We start from the raw sequence: 16,303 nt of genomic DNA, 5'->3' as shown, positions 1-16,303 counted from the left end.
CTGCCGGTGGACCTCAGACGTTGAGGTTCACCGGCAGTTCTGCGAGACCGCTGACCAGTACGCGACGCCACTCGAGCTCTTCGGCCGGCTTCGCGAGACTCATCCGCGGGAAGCGTCGGACGAGGGCCGCCAGCGACTCCTGCAGCTCGATCCGCGCCAGTTGTGCGCCGAGGCAGAAGTGCGGTCCGAAGCCGAAGGACATGTGCTTGTTGTCGCGGCGGTCCAGCCGCAGCTCGTCCGGAGCGTCGTACGCCCGCGGGTCCCGGTTCGCCGAGTTGAGCGCGGCCATCACCCCTTCACCGGCCTTGATCTGTACGCCGTGCAGCTCGACGTCCTCGATCGCGACGCGGAGCTGGCCGACCTCGCTGAACCTGTTGAACCGCAGCAGCTCCTCGATCGCCGACGGGATCAGCTCGGGCTCCTCGACCAGCCGCGCCCAGTTCTCCGGCCAGCGCAGCAGTGTGGCGACGCAGCTCGAGATCTGGTTGGCGGACGTCTCGTGGCCGGCGACCAACAGGTTCACGCCGAACGCGATCAGCTCCTCCTGACTCAGCCGGTCGCCTTCCTCGCGAGCGCGCACCAGCTCGTCCAGGAGATCCTCCGCGGGACCCGAGGTGTTCGCGAGCTTCTTCGTGACCAGATCCTCGATGTACGCCGTGAGGTTGGTCATCGCGTCCTCGACGAGGTCCTTCTCGGCCATCTTCATGCTGTACCCGAGCTCGGTCCACTCCCGGAACTGCGCGCGGTCCGCGTACGGTACGCCGAGCAGCTGACAGATCACCTGGATCGGCAACGGCAGCGCGACCAGTTGCCTGATGTCGGCGCCGTCGCCCGCCTGCGCGACGTCCTTGGCGAGCTGCGCGGACAGCTCCGCGACCCACGGCCGGGTCTGCTCGATCTTCCGGTGCGCGAACGTTGGCACCACCAACCGCCGGAGCCGACTGTGCTCCGGCGGGTCGGTGGTGGTCAGGCTGTTCGGCATCGGTTTGGCCAGCGCGACGCGTGGTGCTCCTTGCTTCACCACGGCGGCGCGCGAGAACCGCGGATCGGCGAGCACCAGTTTCACGTCGTCGTACCGCGTCACCAGCCAGACCTCGGCTCCCGCCAGCGTCCGCACCCGCGCCACCGGCCGGTTCTCCCTCAGCTCGGCGAACGTCGGCGACGGATCGAACCGAAACGCATCGTCGAACGGAATCTGCAGAACCGGTTCGCTCATGCCCCAACTCTAGGCAGGTTAGGAACATTGCCCTACGGATCCCGCGCGTCGGTGCTAGGTGGTGCGGCGGGTGGTGATCGTCGAGATGACGACGGCGGACCCGATCAGCAGCAGGAGGACGGCGCCGATCAGCGCGCCGATCGTGATGCCCTCGACGGCGGGCAGGGTGCCGCCGACGCTCAGTTCGGCGTCGACCTTCGGTGACCCGTCGGCGTTCATGATCACGACCGACCAGTCGCCACTGCGGGCGGTCCAGTCGAGCGTCTGGGGACCGGTGCCGGTGGCCGAGGCGACCCAGAACGACTGGTTGGCGGGCAGGGCGGCTGGCTTGTCGCCGGGCCGGGCAGTGGTCGTCATGTGGAAGGGATCGACGTCGAAGTCCGCGACCTCGTCGTGGCTGACTCCCTTGAGGTACGCCGCGACGTCGGCGGCCGGGCCGATGCCGATGAAGACCGGCGTACCGGGCGTCGTCGACTCGATGCCGATCCGGGCCTTGCCGAGGAAATCGTCGGTGTAGAAGGCATCCGGCCCGACGCCGCCGATGTCGAGCCCCGGCGCCGACAGCGCGTAGGTGCTGGTGCTGACCCGCTCTGGTCCGGCGGTGAAGTATCCGTCGCCGTCGCGTTGATTCTGCGCCCACAGACCGACGCCGCCGACAGCGAACAGGGTGACGCCGAACAGGGCCAGCAAGGCTCCCAGGACGACCAGCACGGTGCGCCAGCCGCTCCAGGTGCGATCGACGGGAGGGGTACGAGGGGGAATCGAAGTGGTGGTCATGAGACTGGCTCCTTGGCGTTGACGGTTTGGCGTGGGTCGGTGGCTTCGGCTGGTGCGGGACTGGTCCAGAAGCGGCGGTTGGCGATCAGCAAGCCGATGGCGACTGCCCACCACACCGCGACGTACAGCCAGGTCTCTCGGGTCAGGTCCGAACCGGCGGGCCAGAGGTCGCTGGTGTTGATGCTGCCTTCGGTGGCATGCGCGATGAGGGTGATGAGTGCGCTGCCGGCGGCGTGGTTGAACAGCCACGCGTACCAGAAGGTGACGCCGACCGTGGTCAGCGCTTCGAAGGGCTGGAGGCCGAACGACGAGATGAAGAACAGCGGCAGGTGCCAGCCGGTGATCGCCACGGCCAGGATCGCGGTCGAGACGAGCGGAGTACGGCGCGCCTGGAGCTTGGGCTGCGCAAAGCCGCGGAAGCTCGGCTCTTCGTTGAACGGACCTCCGGTCGGGTCGATCATGATCATGCCGACGACGACTGCGAGGCCGTACCAGGGCGTGAACTGCCCGGTGTTCGGAGCCGGTGCGCCGAGAGCCTGGTTGAGCGACATCGTCACGAGGTGCACGGCCAGCGGTACGGCGATCGCGACGACGTACCAGATCCAGCGGACCCGCCACCGGATCAACCGGGAGCCCATGGCTCGCAGGCCGGCGAAGCCTTCGGTCAGGTAGACAACGACGAGTGCGGCGACCAGGGCGCCGGGAGCGTAGAAGCTCCCGAACGGGACGCCTGCCCATGCCAGCGCATAGGCCAGGACGAAGAAAGTGACGACGGGATGATTGCGGATGAAGGTCATGACGGATCTCCTGGGAATCGCGGGTGGCTGGGGACTTGGTGCACGGTCCGGCCGCGGCGGGTCGGGTTCGTTCTGCATCACGCGGGATTTGTGCACTGGTTCCTCCAGGGACGGGGTCTACGTCGAGACTCGCGTTTCCGGGCGCGTTCGGCAGACCGGGCGACCGGTGGAGGAGAGGTTCGGGTTTCTGGTGTGCGGCGCAGCGTCAGGCGCGCAGGTAGAGCAGCACGGCCAGGACCCGGCGGGACTCGCTGCGGGTGGACGGGATGCCGAGCTTGGTGAAGATGCCCGAGACGTACTTCTCCGCGGCCCGCAGCGTGATCGTCAGCGAATCGGCGATGCCCTGGTTGGAGGCGCCGGTCGCCATCAGTTCGAGCGCTTCCCGCTCGCGGGGAGTCAGCACCGCGAGCGGATCGTCACCACGCCGGCGTTTCAGCAAGGTGGAGACGATCTTCGGATCCACGGCCGAGCCGCCACCGGCCACTCGCCGTACCGCGCCGACGAAGTCGTCCACGTCGCTGATCCGGTCCTTCAGTAGATAGCCGACCCCTTCGGCGGACTCCGACAGCAGTTGCATCGCCAGGCCGAGTTCGAGGTACTGCGACAGCACCAGTACGCCGACGCCCGGATGCTGCTCGCGGATCCGTAGGGCGGCCCGCATGCCCTCGTCGTTGTGGGTCGGAGGCAGCCTGATGTCGAGGATCGCGACCTGCGGCGGGAAGCTGCGAACGTACCGCAGCAGGTCGTCGGCGTTGTCGTACGCCGCGGCCACGTCCAGGCCGGCGCTCTCGAGGATCCGGGTGAGTCCCTCGCGCAGCAGCACGCTGTCCTCGGCGATCGCTACTCGCATGGGAACTCCGCTTCCAGCCGGGTCCCGTGGCCTGCCGGACTCCAGATCCGCAGCTGACCGCCGACGGCCTCGACCCGGTCGGCGAGACCGCGTAACCCGGTGCCACCCTCGGTGTCCGCGCCGCCGATTCCGTTGTCGATGACCGCGACGACGATCGCGTCCGCCGACCGGGTGACGCGGATCGACGCCGTGGTTGCCTCCGCGTGCTTACCGATGTTCGTCAGGCTCTCGCTGACCACGTAGTACGCGGCGACCTCGACGCGTTCGGGCAGCCGACCGTCGATCGCGACGTCCAGCTCGACCGGTACGGCGGCTTGTGCAGCGAGGGACTCCAGCGCGACCGCCAGGCCGTGGCCGGTGAGCACCGCGGGATGGATGCCGCGCGCCACATCCCGCAACTCGTCGAGGGAGACGGCGACCTCGCGCTTGGCCTGCAGCAGCCGTGCCGCGGTTTCGCTGCTGTCCGTGGAGCTGTTGGCGAGCAGTCCGAGTTCGAGTGCCAAGGCCACCAGGCGCTGCTGGGCGCCGTCGTGCAGGTTCCGTTCGAGCCGCTGCCGTTCCTTCTGTTCGGCGTCGATGACCCGGGACCGTGAACCTTGCAGCTCCTGCAGACGGGCACGGAGCTCGACCTGCAGCCGGTTGTTCTCCAAGGCGATTCCGGCCGCCGCCGCGACGGCGTCGAGCAGTTCGCGTTCGTCCTCGAGCGATCGGTCGAATTCCAGGGCGATGATCGGCTCGTGGTCGCGGTGGATGACCCGGGTCGCACGTCCCTCGTCGGCGCCCCGCAGGGTGACGGCCTGACCGTCCGGATCGGCCCAGGTGCCGTACTGCGGCAGCCAATAGGCAAGGGTGAGGGACGGGTCGTGCAGGGCACGCGCCAGGGGCTCCCGCAGATCGCTGGTCGGGTGCGCGCGCAGCTCCATCAACAGAGCGCCGACGTCGGTGCGGGCCAGCCGGGCGTCCAACAGGCCCAGCAGGAAGGCGGCCGGCGCGAGGCCGAGGGCAGCGAACGTGATGTGCCGGACGGTTTCGATTTGTGGCCAGCCGCGTAGACCTGCGACGTACAGGAGCGCGAGCATCACCAATGCGAGTCCGAAGGTGTCCACCAGGAGCGTCACCGGGCGTCTCCGCGCGAGGCCCGGGCTTGGTCGGCGTACCAGAAGCAGGGCGGTGCCGATCAGCAGCAGTGCGCTCATCGCGACCAGTTGGAACTGCTCGATGCGGCTCGCGAGCGCCGGTTGGGCGGTGATTGCGAGCAGGCTGTCCGGATTGCTGCCGAGCAGGATCTTCGCCAGTTGGAGAACCACGACGTTCACGTAGCCGGCGATGACGACCACCTGGCGCGGTCGGGTCGCCAGCTGTCCGGTCGGATAGGCCAGGAAGACGTGCAGGAACATGGCGGACGGCACCATGTCGAGGAGGTTGCCCAGCGAGTGCAACGCGGGCAGCGAGGACCACTGCAGAGCGGTCAGGGCCATCACGAACGCGGTGGCGATCATCAGCGGACCGAGGCGGCTCTCCGGCCGACGCCACCACGCGAGCGTTCCACTGATCAGGTACGGGATGGTGATCCAGTTGAACAGGAACGCCTGCAGGCCGGGCCGGACCAGTTCGTCGCCTGCCATCGCGAGCGCGATCGAGACGAGCAGCGTGCCGAGACCCACGACGACAGTCGCCCACAGGGCCCACGGCCCGGGGCCGCGGGCGCGCGCGATCGCCGGTGCCACCACCTGTCACCCCCACCCCTGCCCAGCGTGCGCCCGTTGCAAAGGCCAGGCAAGGGCCCGGAACGACAGGAGGTGGTCCCGCCGGAACGGGACCACCTCGCCGTGCGCACGCTCGGCCGACCCGGTGCGGGCCGACTACCTCCTGTCCTTCGGGCTACTTGGTGCCGAAGGAGTAGATGGTGGTGGACTTGTAGGTCTCGCCGGGGCGGAGGACCGTCGACGGGAAGTTGGAGTGGTTCGGGGAGTCGGGGAAGTGCTGGGTCTCGAACGCGAAGGCGTCACCTTGGCGGTAGGCCTTGTTGCCGATGCCGAGGAACGTGCCGTCGAGGAAGTTGCCGCTGTAGAACTGGACGCCCGGCTGGTCGGTGAGTACCTCGATCGTGCGGCCGTGCTCCGGCTCCCAGAAGCGCCCCGCGAGCCGCAGCCCGTTGCTGTCGGGTTCCCCTCCGATCACGAAGTTGTGGTCGTACCCGCGGCCGAAGATCAGCTGCTGGTGATCGCCGCGGAGCCGCTTGCCGATCGCGGTCGGCCGGCTGAAGTCGAACGGCGTACCGGCGACCGGAGCGATCTCGCCGGTCGGGATCAGCGTGGCGTCGACCGGCGTGTACTTCGGTGCGTTCAGCTCCAGGACGTGGTCGTAGATGGTGCCGTTGCCCTCGCCGAGCAGGTTGAAGTACACGTGGTTGGTCAGGTTCACGATCGTCGGCTTGCCGGCCACGGTCGCGTCGTAGTCGATCCTCAGGTCGTCGCGCTTGTCCAGCGTGTACGTGACGGTGCTGGTGAGCTCACCAGGGAAGCCCATCTCGCCGTCCGGGCTGACGTAGGTGAACGCGACGCCGACGGCCTTGTCGGTCTGGACGACCTTGGCCTTCCACACCTTCTTGTCGAAGCCGAGCGTGCCCCCGTGCAGCGCGTTCTCGCCGTTGTTGACCGGGATCTGGTACGTCGTCCCGTCCAGGGTGAACTTGCCCTTGGCGATCCGGTTGCCGTACCGCCCGATGGTGGCGCCGAAGTACGGGCTGAGCGTGGCGTAGTCCGGCAGGTTGTCGAAGCCGAGGCTGATGTTGGTGGTCCTGCCGCGGCGGTCCGGCGTCTCGACCCGCTGGATGGTCGCGCCCCAGGTGAGCATCGAGATCGTCACCCGGCCGTTGGTGAACGTGTAGACGTCCACCTTCTGACCGTCCGGCGTGGTGCCGAACGGGTCCTTGCGGATCTCGAGCTTGCCGTGGTGTGCGCCCATGGTCTTCAACTTATCCGGCGTACCAGCGGGCGAACTGGCCTGGGTACCGGCGTCAGCGGTGGTGCTGAGCGCGCCCGCGGCGGCGGCACCGAGGCCCAGGGCGCCGGCGGTCCTGAGGACCTGGCGGCGGGGCAGGTGATCGGGCATCGCAATCCCCTCAATCGTTGTAGAAACCAGACCTGGGCACGATAAGCACGGTGGAGGAGTGTTTGGAACAGTTCGGAACGGTGTGAATTCGTCCGATCTCTCCGGGTTGATCATGCTCGTGACCAGATCAGTCCGGTCCGGGGCCCGATCGAGCCTTCAGCGGTACGCCGTTCGCACGCGAGGATGAGGTCATGAGCCGAACCGCACTGATCGTGATCGACGTCCAGGAATCGTTCCGGGTCCGCCCGAACTGGCAGCTGGTGAACCACCCCGACATCGCCGAGCGGGTGGACCGCCTGGTGCGCGCGGCCCGCGACAAGGGCGACCTCGTCGTCTGGGTGTTGCACACCGAGCCGGGGACCGGTGGCGCGTTCGACCCGGCCAACGGCCACGTCCAGCTGATCGACGGCCTCGAACCGCTGCCGGGGGAGCCGATCCTCACCAAGACGTCGCACAACGCCTTCACCACAACGAATCTGCAGCAGTTGCTGACCCAGCACGGTGTTGGCGAGATCGTTGTCTCCGGCATCCGTACCGAGCAGTGCTGCGAGACCACCGCACGCGTCGCGTCCGACCTCGGGTACGACGTCGTGTTCGTCACCGAGGCGACCGCGACGATGGCGTTGGCGCACTGGTCGATCCGCGACGAGGCGACTGTCGAGGAGATCCTCGCCGACCAGCGGACCCTGACCGCGGAGCAGGTCGTCGAACGCACGGAGTACGCGCTGGCCGGCCGCTTCGCCACCATCCGGACGCTCGACGAGCTCACCGGCGTACCCGTGCCATCCTGACCGGATGCGACCTACTCGCGTGGTCTTCGTACTGGTGCCGAGGCTTCACTTGCTGGATCTGGCCGGGCCGGCGCAGGTGTTCACGACGGCGAACGACTTCGGGTACGGGTACGAGGTCTCGTACGTCGCCGAGTCCGAGGAGATCGCGACCGCTCAGGGCGTGCCGTTGCGGGCCCAGCTGGAGTGGCCGGAGCTCGATGCGGGGGACCTGATCGTCGTACCGGGATGGCGGTCGCCGCGGTTGTCGCCGGAGCCGCCGATCGGGCCGGAGTTCCGGGAGCGATTGCGTGCGCACCATGCGAATGGTGGGTTGGTTGCGAGTGTCTGCTCGGGGGCTGACGCCCTCGGGTGGGCGGGCCTGCTCGACGGGCGGCGTTTCACGACCCACCACGACCTGACCGACGAGTTGGCCGCACGCTACCCGCGGGCGATCATCGTCCGGGACGTGCTGTACGTCGAGGACGATCGCGTGATCACCTCCGCTGGGATCGCGAGCGGCATCGACCTCGCGCTGCACCTGGTTGCGGTCGGCCGTGGCGCCGAGGCAGCGGCCCGGGTCGCACGCGAGATGGTCGTCTACGCCCGCCGCAACGGCGACGAACTGCAGGAATCCGCGATGCTCCGCCACCGGGATCACCTCAACGACCTCGCGCACCGCGTCCAGGACGTCATCGACGCCCGGTACGCCGACCGGCTGCCGCTGACCGACCTGGCCGGACAGATCGGCGTCAGCGAACGCACGCTAACCCGCATCTTCACCGCCGCCACCGGCCTCACTCCGCTCCGATACCAGCAGCTCCTCCGCCTGGAACGAGCCGAACACCTCATCGGCCACGGCACCACCGTCGAGTCCGCCGCCCGCACCGTCGGCTTCGAGGACGCCCGCATGCTCCGCCGCCTCCGCGGCCGAACCACTGTCTAGACCAGAAACAACTTTTCCCAGGGGTCGCACGTCTACTCGTACAACCAACCGACGAGGGGACGGAACATGAGGTTTGCTGGGGGCATGCGCCGAGGTGTGGTTGCGACCGGTGTGGCGACAGGAGTGCTGGCCGTGGGGCTCACAGCCCTGGCGACGCAGGGAGCGGACGCCGGTACGACGTCGGCCACCGCGCTGAGCCGGTCGTCGATGCTGACCGTCGGCGAGGTGAAGAAGGCCGACGCGCGACGGGACTGGATTCGGCAGGTTGACAGGGGAATTCTGCCGAAGACCTACTGCGGCCCGGCGTCGACCGAAGGCAAGCGGGTCTCGGCCCGGATGGCTCGCGGGTTCACCGACGAGATGGACGCGTACGGCGCGCAGTACGTCAGCCAGTACGCGAACGCGGCGACCGCGCGGGCGGCGTACAACTCGATCATCGCGACGCTGAAGGGCTGCACGTACAGCAAGCCGGCGCCGACGCACGCGCGGAAGATCACCGAGAACCGCGTGGTTAAGGGCGCCTCGGGCGACCTCACGCAGGTGATCCGCTGGTACGACTACCCGAAGCCGAACGACCCGGGCAGCGAGGCGGGCGGCTTCCCGTACGCCGTCACGCTGAAGGGCCGCAACGTCTCGGTGCTGGCGTTCAGTGAGATGGGACAGGGCATGCCCGCGCCGAACTTCGACAAGCTCGCGCGTCAGGCGGCCGCCAAGATCAGCCGCTAGTAGGAGCCCAGCGGGGGGATCTGCTGGGGCGCGGACGTGACGGCCGGGGCGGATGAGGGGTCACCGCTCCGGCCGTCACCTGTACTACCTGGTTGCCGCAGTCAGCTTCGTGACCGCGGTGCCAAGTTGCCCGCTGAGAAGGGCGTGGTCGGCGTCGGAGATGAGCTTCGACGCCGGCTCGTCGAGGTTCTGGCCGATGTGGTTCTGCGCGATCCACCGCGCCACGCCGACGATCGCGTCGTCCTCGGCGAAGGTATCCGCCTTGGTGCGCTCCAGGAGCTTGGCGGACTGCGCGGCCGCGGCCAACGCGATGGTTGCCTGCGGCCCCGACCAGTCGCGGACCTGGAGTGCGACACCGGCCGCGATCCCGGCCGTCACCGCGTACGGATCGTTCTTGTGCAGCAGGGTGTTGCGGGCCTCGGTCAGCGCGGCACGGGCTGCTGCTTGGGTCGTGAGGCCCCAACCGAACGGGTACTGCGGGTTGTAGGACGCATCGCCGACGTTCAACGGCTGCTGGTCCTCGGCGCGCGGCCAGCTCACCGGCAACCGCCCGCTGAACGGGACCTTGCCGAACAGCACGTCCGCGACGCCGGCGCCCTCGGTACCCGGCAGCCACGACGCGACCAGTGCGTTGATCTTGCCGAGCTGATCCGCGATCACCTGCGGACGACCGGACACGATCAGTACGACGCACTTCATCGCGCCGCAGACCTTGTCCACAGCGGCCTTGTCGGCGTCCGAGAGCAGCAGGTCATGACCGTTGCCGACATCCCCGATTCCCTCGGCGTACGGGCGTTCGCCGACCACGACCACGCCGACGTCGTGACCCTCGAGCGGCGCCGACGCGTCCGCGCTGAACGTCGCGTCCGGCACCACCTGCTTGATCCCGTCGAGGATCGTCGTACCCGTGGTCGTCGCACCGGATCCGCCTTGCCAGCTGATGCTCCAGCCGCCCATCTGGTTGCCGAGATCGTTCGCGTTGCTGCCCGCGACATACACCTTGGCAGTCGATGCTAGTGGCAACAGATTGCCGTCGTTCTTCAGCAACACCTGGGATTTCGCCGCGGCCTCGCGACCGACGGCTCGGTGTGCGGCCGATCCGATGGACGCGGCGTTGGACGTGTCGGCGTACGGGTGCTCGAACAGGCCGAGCTTGAACTTCTCGGTCAGGATCCGGCGGACCGCGTCGTCGATCCGCGTCATCGGGATCCGGCCGGCGCCGATCTCCTCGGTCAGGCCCTGGGTGAAGCCCTGGTAGTTCGTCGGCACCATGATCATGTCCAGGCCGGCGTTGATCGACGTACGGATGTCGCTCGCGTAGTCGCCCGGCAGCTGGTCGATCGCCTGCCAGTCGCTGATCACGAACCCGTCGAAGCCCATCCGCTGTTTCAGCACGCCGTTGATCAGCTCACCGTCGCCGTGCATCTTGACCGGCACGGCGTCGTCGACCGACATGCTCGAGTACGACGGCATCACGGTGCCGATGCCGAGGTCGACCGCGGTCTGGAACGGCGCGAGGTGGATGGTCTCCAGTTGCTGCCGGGTCACCTGCGTGATGCCTTGGTCGATCTTGTACGAGCCGGTCGTCGAGCTGCCGTACGTCGTACCGCCGTCGCCGACGAAGTGCTTCGCGGTGGCGAGGACGTGGTTGTTGCGCGCGAGCTGACTGCCGTCGGCCTTGCCCTGCAGGCCGGTGATCACGGTCGCCATCGACTGCACGAGCGCCGGATCCTCGCCGTACCCCTCGTAGGCGCGACCCCAGCGGTCGTCGCGGACCACGCACACGCACGGCGCGAAGTCCCACGGAATGCCGGTCGCGCGGACCTCGGTTGCGGTCACCTCGCCGGTCCGCCGGGCCAGGTCCGGATCGCGGGTGGCGCCGATCGCGATGTTGTGCGGCAGGATCGTCGCGCCGATCACGTTGTTGTGCCCGTGCACCGCGTCGACGCCGTAGATCAACGGGATCTGCAGACGGGTCGCCTGCGCGTTGAGCTGGAACGTGTCGATCATCCCGGCCCAGGCGGCCGGGGTGTTCGGGGTCGGTACGGAGCCGCCGCCGGACAGCAGCGAGCCGAGGGCGTACGACGCGATGTCCGAGCGGGACCGGAGCGCGTTCCGCTCGGCCTGGGTCATCTGCCCGACCTTTTCCGCCGTCGTCATCCTGGCGAGCAGGTCGGAAACACGGTTCCTGATCGGGAGTTTCCGGTTCAGGTACGGCAGGTCGTGCGCGTCGATCACCACGACCGGCTGGGTCTGCGGGGCCTTCGCGCCGGTGACCGTGAGCTCGAGGGGAACGGTTTCCGCGACCTCGGCGGAACGGTCTTTCCGGGTGGTCACGGAAACGTTCTGCGACGTTCCGGAAAGCGTTCCGGCCGGGAACGTGATCGTTCCGGAAACAGGCGTGTAGTCGTCGGCGCCGGCCGTTCCGGTTCCGGTCTTGTAGTCGACGGTGACCGGCTCTTCGAGCGGCGTACCGCCGGTGGTCGCGACCGAGACCTTCACCTGCGCGGTCCCACCCTCCTTGACCGGGTACACGTCGGCGTCGGTCACGACGCTGTTCTTCAGCGCCGGGTCGGCCTTGCCGAAGACCTCGACCTGATCGATCGCGAACTCACCCGGTGCGCCGGCCGGCATCGTGAACGCGTAGCCCCACATCTGGGTCAGGTTCAGGATGTGGTCGATGCCGCCGACGGGCTGGTAGTCGCCGCGGTACACGAGCTCGCTGAACGGGATCTCGACCAGATGCCAGCCTTGCCAGTCGTCGGTGAAGCTGGTGTTCCACAGCTCGGACGCCTCGGCGTTCGCGCCGCCGTCCTTGATCTCGAAGAAGATCCGCTTCCCGGAGCCGGGCGGAAGCGGGGCGGTGTTCTGCCCGTACCACCAGAACCGGATCCCCTTGTACGGCGACCAGTCGCCGGGGTTCACGTCGTACGTGACGTCGTGGCTGAACCCGCCCCAGCCGCTGATGTTGTACGTCCCGTGCAGCACCTTCTCGCCGGCCGGTGCGTCCGCCCGAGTCTGCAGCTCGAGCGTCGGCGGGTCGTCTGCGTCGCTGCCCCAGGTGAAGATCCCAGGGTTCGGCGGCGCCGCGAACGGTTCCGCACCCTCGAACGCCGCCAACGTCACCGGAGCCGGATCGTCGGCCGCCGCCGCCGGCGTCGTCACCAGCAGACCGCCCAGCAGAGCAGCCGCCGCGACAACCGCCACGGATCGAGAACCAGACCACCAGAGCATGGCGACTCCTCACAGGGACACAGAAGGGGACACAGAGCACGGGCGCTCGGGCCGACTCTCAGCCCTCTCAGAACCCGGGTCAAGAGCTCACCGGTTCCGGAACTAGAGCGCTCTCACGGTGTCCGCAACAGCGATCGGGCCCATGTGCGGACGCGGCCCCGGGCGGTACTCCGACCGGACGAGCTCCGGGGCCTGGGCCTGCACGGTGCCGAGCGGGGTGGTGCGGTGGTCGCTGACCCACTCGATCAGCGCGTCAGGTGCCGCGATGTCCCCCGTGAAGTGGAGGAGATTGAGGTACCAGATGTCGCGGCGTTCGGTCTCGTACCAGGCGTCGGGCCCGAGCTCGTGGGTGACGTGGTCGCTGAAGATGTCGGCAGCCGAGTCCAACGGCTCGGCGCAGGCCATCACCGTGCCTGCGGTGAGCGTGAGGCCAGTAACCCGGAACCCGATCGGCCACTGGGCACGGGCGGTCGCGCGGTCGAGGGCCGAGAGATATCGAGCGGTGGTCGGATCATCGGCGGGGACGTGCTCACGGCGGGGCTCCAGCGCACGGACGGTCAGGTGGGCGGAGCCGAGTTGCCCGGTCTCCCAGTGCCCAGGCCCGGCCAGCACCGCGGCCTCCTGCGTGATGGCGTCCAAGGTGTGCGCGAGCCGACTTTCCGGTACAGGCCGCAGTACGACGCTGAGCGGCCAGCGCCCGCCCTCGCGGGGGAGTTCGTCGCGCTGGTGCGTGCCGGCCGCGATCCGCGGTGCCGCGGTGGTGAACAGGTGGTCGAACTTCGTGGTCTCGATGATGAAACCTCCTTCGCATCGTTACGACGCGGGGACTGGACAGTCGGTTGGTGGGTAGATGACTGTGGGTCGCGACCGTGCTGTAGGGGGAGAGGACACCTATGAAGCTCCGATATGTGCTGGGCAGCGTCATGCTGATCGTTCCGATGGCTGTGGTTGCCGTGGTCTCTCCGGCGACCGCGGCGTCACCACCGGACCCGGCAGCAGCACCGGCTGCGCAAGGCCATGCCGCCGCGAAGGTCCCGTCGATGCTGCGGGACGCCGCGACGCTGGCTGCGAAGAAGCAAGCGAGCGTGCAGGCCCGCTCGCTGGGCGTCGAAGGCAGCCGCCTCGGCATCCAGGTGTACGCCGCCGCGCCGGTCACCGCGCAACAGCAGGCCGAGCTCACCGCACTCGGCGCATCGGTCCTCAAGAACTCCGCGGACTTCCCGGCCGTCGCCGGCGCCGCGCTCCCCAGCACCGGCTTGGTCTCCGCCACGGTCCCGTACGACAAGCTGGACGCCGTCGCGGCACTCGGCTGGGTGTCGGCGCTGCGCCCATCTGTACGGCCGGCCGTCGACGTCGGCCCGATCACCGCCGAGGGCGTCCAGCTGCATCAGGCGGACAAGGCGCAGGCCAAGGGCTTGACCGGTCGCGGTCAGAAGATCGGCGTGATCTCCGGTGACGCCGACCATGTCGCGGATGCGATCGCCGCGGGTGAGCTGCCGGCCGACACCCAGGTGCTGCAGTCAGCGGCGTACGGCAACGACGAGGGCACCGCGATGATGGAGATCATCCACGACCTCGCGCCGGGCGCGAAGCTGGCGTTCGCGAGCACGCTGGACACCAATGCCGACTACTTCGAGGCCTTCCACGTGCTGGCGAAGTCCGGCGTCACGATGATTGCCGAGGACATCGCGCTCGACGACGAGCCCGCGTTCCAGCAGGGCCTCGGCGCTGCAACGGCCGAGGCGCTCGCCAAGCACGGCATCTGGGTCAGCTCCTCGGCCGGGAACCTCGGCAACCGGCACGCACCGCGGGTGACGGCGACCGGAACGGGCAAGGGCGCGGACGGCGCGACCGGGCCGTACACGGGCTGCCCGAAGTCGCCCGACAACGTGGTGCAGTTGCGCGGCAGCGACACGACGTACGACCTCAATCTGCTGCCCGGCGCCGGGATCCTGCCGACACTGCAGTGGAGCGAACCGCGGGCGATCTACCCGACCGCGGGTCAAGGCGGGTTCACCGACCTCAACCTGTACCTGATGGACAGCACGGGGACGAAGTGCCTCGCGTCCAGCACAGCCGTCCAGGCGAACGGTGTCGGCGACACCATCGAGCAGTTCGAGTACTTCAACACGACGACCGCGGCGCAGCCTGTGAAGCTCGTCGTCGACGTCGAAGGTACGTCGACCGCGCGCAAGGCTCCGATCCTGGATCTGCGCTGGCGGGCGCTGGCGGCCGGCGTACAGACGATCGACCCGCCCGAGGCGGCCGGCTCGATGAACCCGGACTCGAACTACACCGTCTTCGCCACCAGTTCGGGCGCCGTGAACTCGAGCGTGTCCACCGACCCGACGACCTCGCCGCTCGAGGCGTTCAGCGCCGCGGGTCCGACGCAGCTCGTCAGCACGACCCGCTGCCCCGGCGGCAGGCCCGGTCCGTGCCGCGGGATCTCCGGCGCGGGTGCGCTGAACTTCCCGGCGCCGAACTGGCTCGCGGCCGACGGTGAATCGGTCAGTGGCGTCGGCGGGTTCGGCTCCGGAACCTGCCCGACCACGACCCAGGGCGGCTGCCGCTTCTTCGGTACGTCGGCCTCCGCGCCGACCGCTGCCGGCGTGGCGGCCCTGACCCGGCAGGAGTTCGGTGGCCGCGTCTCGCCGCTCGTCCTGAACACGATCCTCTCCGGCCGAGCTGTCCCGCGCACCGGCCCCGGCACCGGAGCCGGAGTCCTGAGCGCCAGATGAATTAAGAAGCTGTAGTGGTCCGATTGAGTGCAAATTCAGTACTCGTATTCATGGACCGATGCTGCCATCCCCGGAAAGGATGGCAGCATGACTACACGTTTCGGGGTCTTCGTACCGCAGGGCTGGAAGATGGACCTGGCCGGCATCGCCGATCCGATCGAGCAGTGGGAGGCGATGACCGACGTCGCCAAGCGGGCCGACGAGCAGTCGTGGGACTCGATCTGGCTGTTCGACCACTTCCACACGGTGCCGGAGCCGAGTGACAACACCACCTTCGAGTGCTGGAGCGCGACGGCCGCGCTGGCCCGCGACACCAAGCGGGTGAACATCGGCCAGATGGTCGGCTGCAACGGGTACCGCAACCCGTCGCTGTACGCGAAGATCGCGTCCACCGTCGACGTCGCCAGCCACGGCCGCCTGTACGCCGGGATCGGCGCTGGCTGGTACGAGCACGAGTGGAAGGCGTACGGCTACGAGTGGACCGACGTACCGCAGCGGATGGCGGCGTTCCGTGAGGCGACCGAGATCATCTACAAGATGTGGACCGAGGACAAGCCGGTCTACGACGGCAAGTACTACTCGATCGATGCCCCGATCAACGAGCCGAAGGGCGTCCGCAAGCCGCACCCGAGCTTCTGGATCGGCGGCGGCGGCCCGAAGGTCACGCTGAAGCTGGTCGCGCAGTACGCCGACGCCGCGAACATCGGCGGCGGCAACCCGGAGCTGTTCAAGGAGAAGGCGGACATCCTCCGCGGCCACTGCGAGAAGCTCGGCCGGAACTACGACGACATCATCAAGTCGACGAACTTCAACGTGTTCCCGATCGACAAGGGCGACGACCCGCAGAAGGCGACCGAGAAGGCGCTCGGCCCGATGAACCGGGAGAAGTTCGACCGCGACAACACCATCGCCACCGAGGACGAGATCGCCGACAAGGTCGAGGCAGTCCTGGAGGCCGGCGCCAACTACGTGATCTTCTACGTCCCCGGCGTCGCCTACGACCTCGACCTCCTCGAGCGGGTCGAGAACATCACGAAGCGCTTCGCCTGACCTTGAGCACCCACCAACCAAATCTCGGCACGCTTTTTGGTTGGTGGGTGCTCAAAGTGGCTGGTATCGGTCATGGCGGGTGTAGGTC

The 16,303-nt window shown here is 68.3% G+C and carries 13 protein-coding genes; 5 read left to right on the top strand and 8 right to left on the bottom strand.

Translation table 11 applies throughout. The features are described 5' to 3' along the window. Positions 1-13: 13 nt before the first annotated feature. The 6 genes from EV649_RS19575 to EV649_RS19550 all read right to left on the bottom strand — a co-directional run bounded on the left by EV649_RS19575 (position 14) and on the right by EV649_RS19550 (position 6,754). Positions 14-1,216: a cytochrome P450 gene (locus tag EV649_RS19575; protein ID WP_130384861.1), complete on the bottom strand. Its 1,203-nt coding sequence runs from the start codon at positions 1,214-1,216 to the stop codon at positions 14-16. A 54-nt stretch (positions 1,217-1,270) separates the two neighbouring features. After that, the gene (locus EV649_RS19570; protein WP_130384860.1) at positions 1,271-1,993 is read right to left on the bottom strand and encodes a hypothetical protein; all 723 of its coding nucleotides are present in this window, start codon (positions 1,991-1,993) and stop codon (positions 1,271-1,273) included. Continuing rightward, positions 1,990-2,790, bottom strand: coding sequence for a CPBP family glutamic-type intramembrane protease (locus EV649_RS19565; RefSeq protein ID WP_130384859.1), 801 nt, complete (start codon positions 2,788-2,790; stop codon positions 1,990-1,992). The genes EV649_RS19570 and EV649_RS19565 overlap by 4 nt, the downstream gene beginning before the upstream one ends. A 205-nt stretch (positions 2,791-2,995) precedes the next feature. Next, positions 2,996-3,640, bottom strand: a complete 645-nt coding sequence (locus EV649_RS19560; protein ID WP_130384858.1) for a response regulator transcription factor — start codon at positions 3,638-3,640, stop codon at positions 2,996-2,998. Further along, positions 3,631-5,367, bottom strand: coding sequence for a histidine kinase (locus EV649_RS19555; protein ID WP_130384857.1), 1,737 nt, complete (start codon positions 5,365-5,367; stop codon positions 3,631-3,633). Before EV649_RS19555 ends, EV649_RS19560 begins: the two co-directional genes overlap by 10 nt. A 154-nt stretch (positions 5,368-5,521) precedes the next feature. Continuing rightward, a complete protein-coding gene (locus tag EV649_RS19550; protein ID WP_130384856.1) occupies positions 5,522-6,754 on the bottom strand; it encodes an aldose epimerase family protein in 1,233 nt (410 codons plus the stop codon). Positions 6,755-6,945: 191 nt separating this feature from the next. On the opposite strand from EV649_RS19550, the gene EV649_RS19545 reads away from it, so the two are divergent. The 3 genes from EV649_RS19545 to EV649_RS19535 all read left to right on the top strand — a co-directional run bounded on the left by EV649_RS19545 (position 6,946) and on the right by EV649_RS19535 (position 9,193). After that, on the top strand, positions 6,946-7,545 hold the full coding sequence (locus EV649_RS19545; protein WP_198682564.1) for an isochorismatase family protein: 600 nt from the start codon (positions 6,946-6,948) through the stop codon (positions 7,543-7,545). A 4-nt stretch (positions 7,546-7,549) separates the two neighbouring features. Next, complete coding sequence (locus EV649_RS19540; protein ID WP_130384855.1) at positions 7,550-8,467, top strand: AraC family transcriptional regulator; 918 nt, start codon at positions 7,550-7,552, stop codon at positions 8,465-8,467. Positions 8,468-8,533: 66 nt separating this feature from the next. Beyond that, positions 8,534-9,193: a hypothetical protein gene (locus EV649_RS19535; protein ID WP_130384854.1), complete on the top strand. Its 660-nt coding sequence runs from the start codon at positions 8,534-8,536 to the stop codon at positions 9,191-9,193. A gap of 84 nt (positions 9,194-9,277) precedes the next feature. Here the strand turns inward: EV649_RS19535 and EV649_RS19530 are convergent, their stop codons facing one another. Both EV649_RS19530 and EV649_RS19525 read right to left on the bottom strand, forming a co-directional pair. Beyond that, positions 9,278-12,427: a glycoside hydrolase family 3 N-terminal domain-containing protein gene (locus tag EV649_RS19530; RefSeq protein ID WP_130384853.1), complete on the bottom strand. Its 3,150-nt coding sequence runs from the start codon at positions 12,425-12,427 to the stop codon at positions 9,278-9,280. Between the two features lie 102 nt (positions 12,428-12,529). Beyond that, positions 12,530-13,066 (bottom strand): hypothetical protein, encoded by a 537-nt coding sequence (locus tag EV649_RS19525; protein ID WP_130384852.1) that lies wholly within the window; start codon positions 13,064-13,066, stop codon positions 12,530-12,532. A 254-nt stretch (positions 13,067-13,320) separates the two neighbouring features. On the opposite strand from EV649_RS19525, the gene EV649_RS19520 reads away from it, so the two are divergent. After that, positions 13,321-15,165, top strand: a complete 1,845-nt coding sequence (locus EV649_RS19520) for a S8 family serine peptidase (RefSeq protein WP_130384851.1) — start codon at positions 13,321-13,323, stop codon at positions 15,163-15,165. Positions 15,166-15,252: 87 nt separating this feature from the next. Then, the gene (locus EV649_RS19515; protein ID WP_130384850.1) at positions 15,253-16,215 is read left to right on the top strand and encodes an LLM class F420-dependent oxidoreductase; all 963 of its coding nucleotides are present in this window, start codon (positions 15,253-15,255) and stop codon (positions 16,213-16,215) included. Positions 16,216-16,303: the final 88 nt, after the last annotated feature.

It is taken from the genome of Kribbella sp. VKM Ac-2569 (assembly GCF_004216905.1).
In the GTDB taxonomy this organism is placed as follows: domain Bacteria; phylum Actinomycetota; class Actinomycetes; order Propionibacteriales; family Kribbellaceae; genus Kribbella.
Note: the sequence above shows the minus strand (reverse complement) of the source record. Positions and strands in the feature narration are given on the sequence as shown.

What these genes read in the sequence shown, in the direction of transcription:
- EV649_RS19575 (WP_130384861.1), bottom strand. Translation starts at nt 1,216, where the DNA reads ATGAGCGAACCGGTTCTGCAGATTCCGTTCGACGATGCGTTTCGGTTC.
- EV649_RS19570 (WP_130384860.1), bottom strand. Translation starts at nt 1,993, where the DNA reads ATGACCACCACTTCGATTCCCCCTCGTACCCCTCCCGTCGATCGCACC.
- EV649_RS19565 (WP_130384859.1), bottom strand. Translation starts at nt 2,790, where the DNA reads ATGACCTTCATCCGCAATCATCCCGTCGTCACTTTCTTCGTCCTGGCC.
- EV649_RS19560 (WP_130384858.1), bottom strand. Translation starts at nt 3,640, where the DNA reads ATGCGAGTAGCGATCGCCGAGGACAGCGTGCTGCTGCGCGAGGGACTC.
- EV649_RS19550 (WP_130384856.1), bottom strand. Translation starts at nt 6,754, where the DNA reads ATGCCCGATCACCTGCCCCGCCGCCAGGTCCTCAGGACCGCCGGCGCC.
- EV649_RS19545 (WP_198682564.1), top strand. Translation starts at nt 6,946, where the DNA reads ATGAGCCGAACCGCACTGATCGTGATCGACGTCCAGGAATCGTTCCGG.
- EV649_RS19540 (WP_130384855.1), top strand. Translation starts at nt 7,550, where the DNA reads ATGCGACCTACTCGCGTGGTCTTCGTACTGGTGCCGAGGCTTCACTTG.
- EV649_RS19535 (WP_130384854.1), top strand. Translation starts at nt 8,534, where the DNA reads ATGAGGTTTGCTGGGGGCATGCGCCGAGGTGTGGTTGCGACCGGTGTG.
- EV649_RS19530 (WP_130384853.1), bottom strand. Translation starts at nt 12,427, where the DNA reads ATGCTCTGGTGGTCTGGTTCTCGATCCGTGGCGGTTGTCGCGGCGGCT.
- EV649_RS19520 (WP_130384851.1), top strand. Translation starts at nt 13,321, where the DNA reads ATGAAGCTCCGATATGTGCTGGGCAGCGTCATGCTGATCGTTCCGATG.
- EV649_RS19515 (WP_130384850.1), top strand. Translation starts at nt 15,253, where the DNA reads ATGACTACACGTTTCGGGGTCTTCGTACCGCAGGGCTGGAAGATGGAC.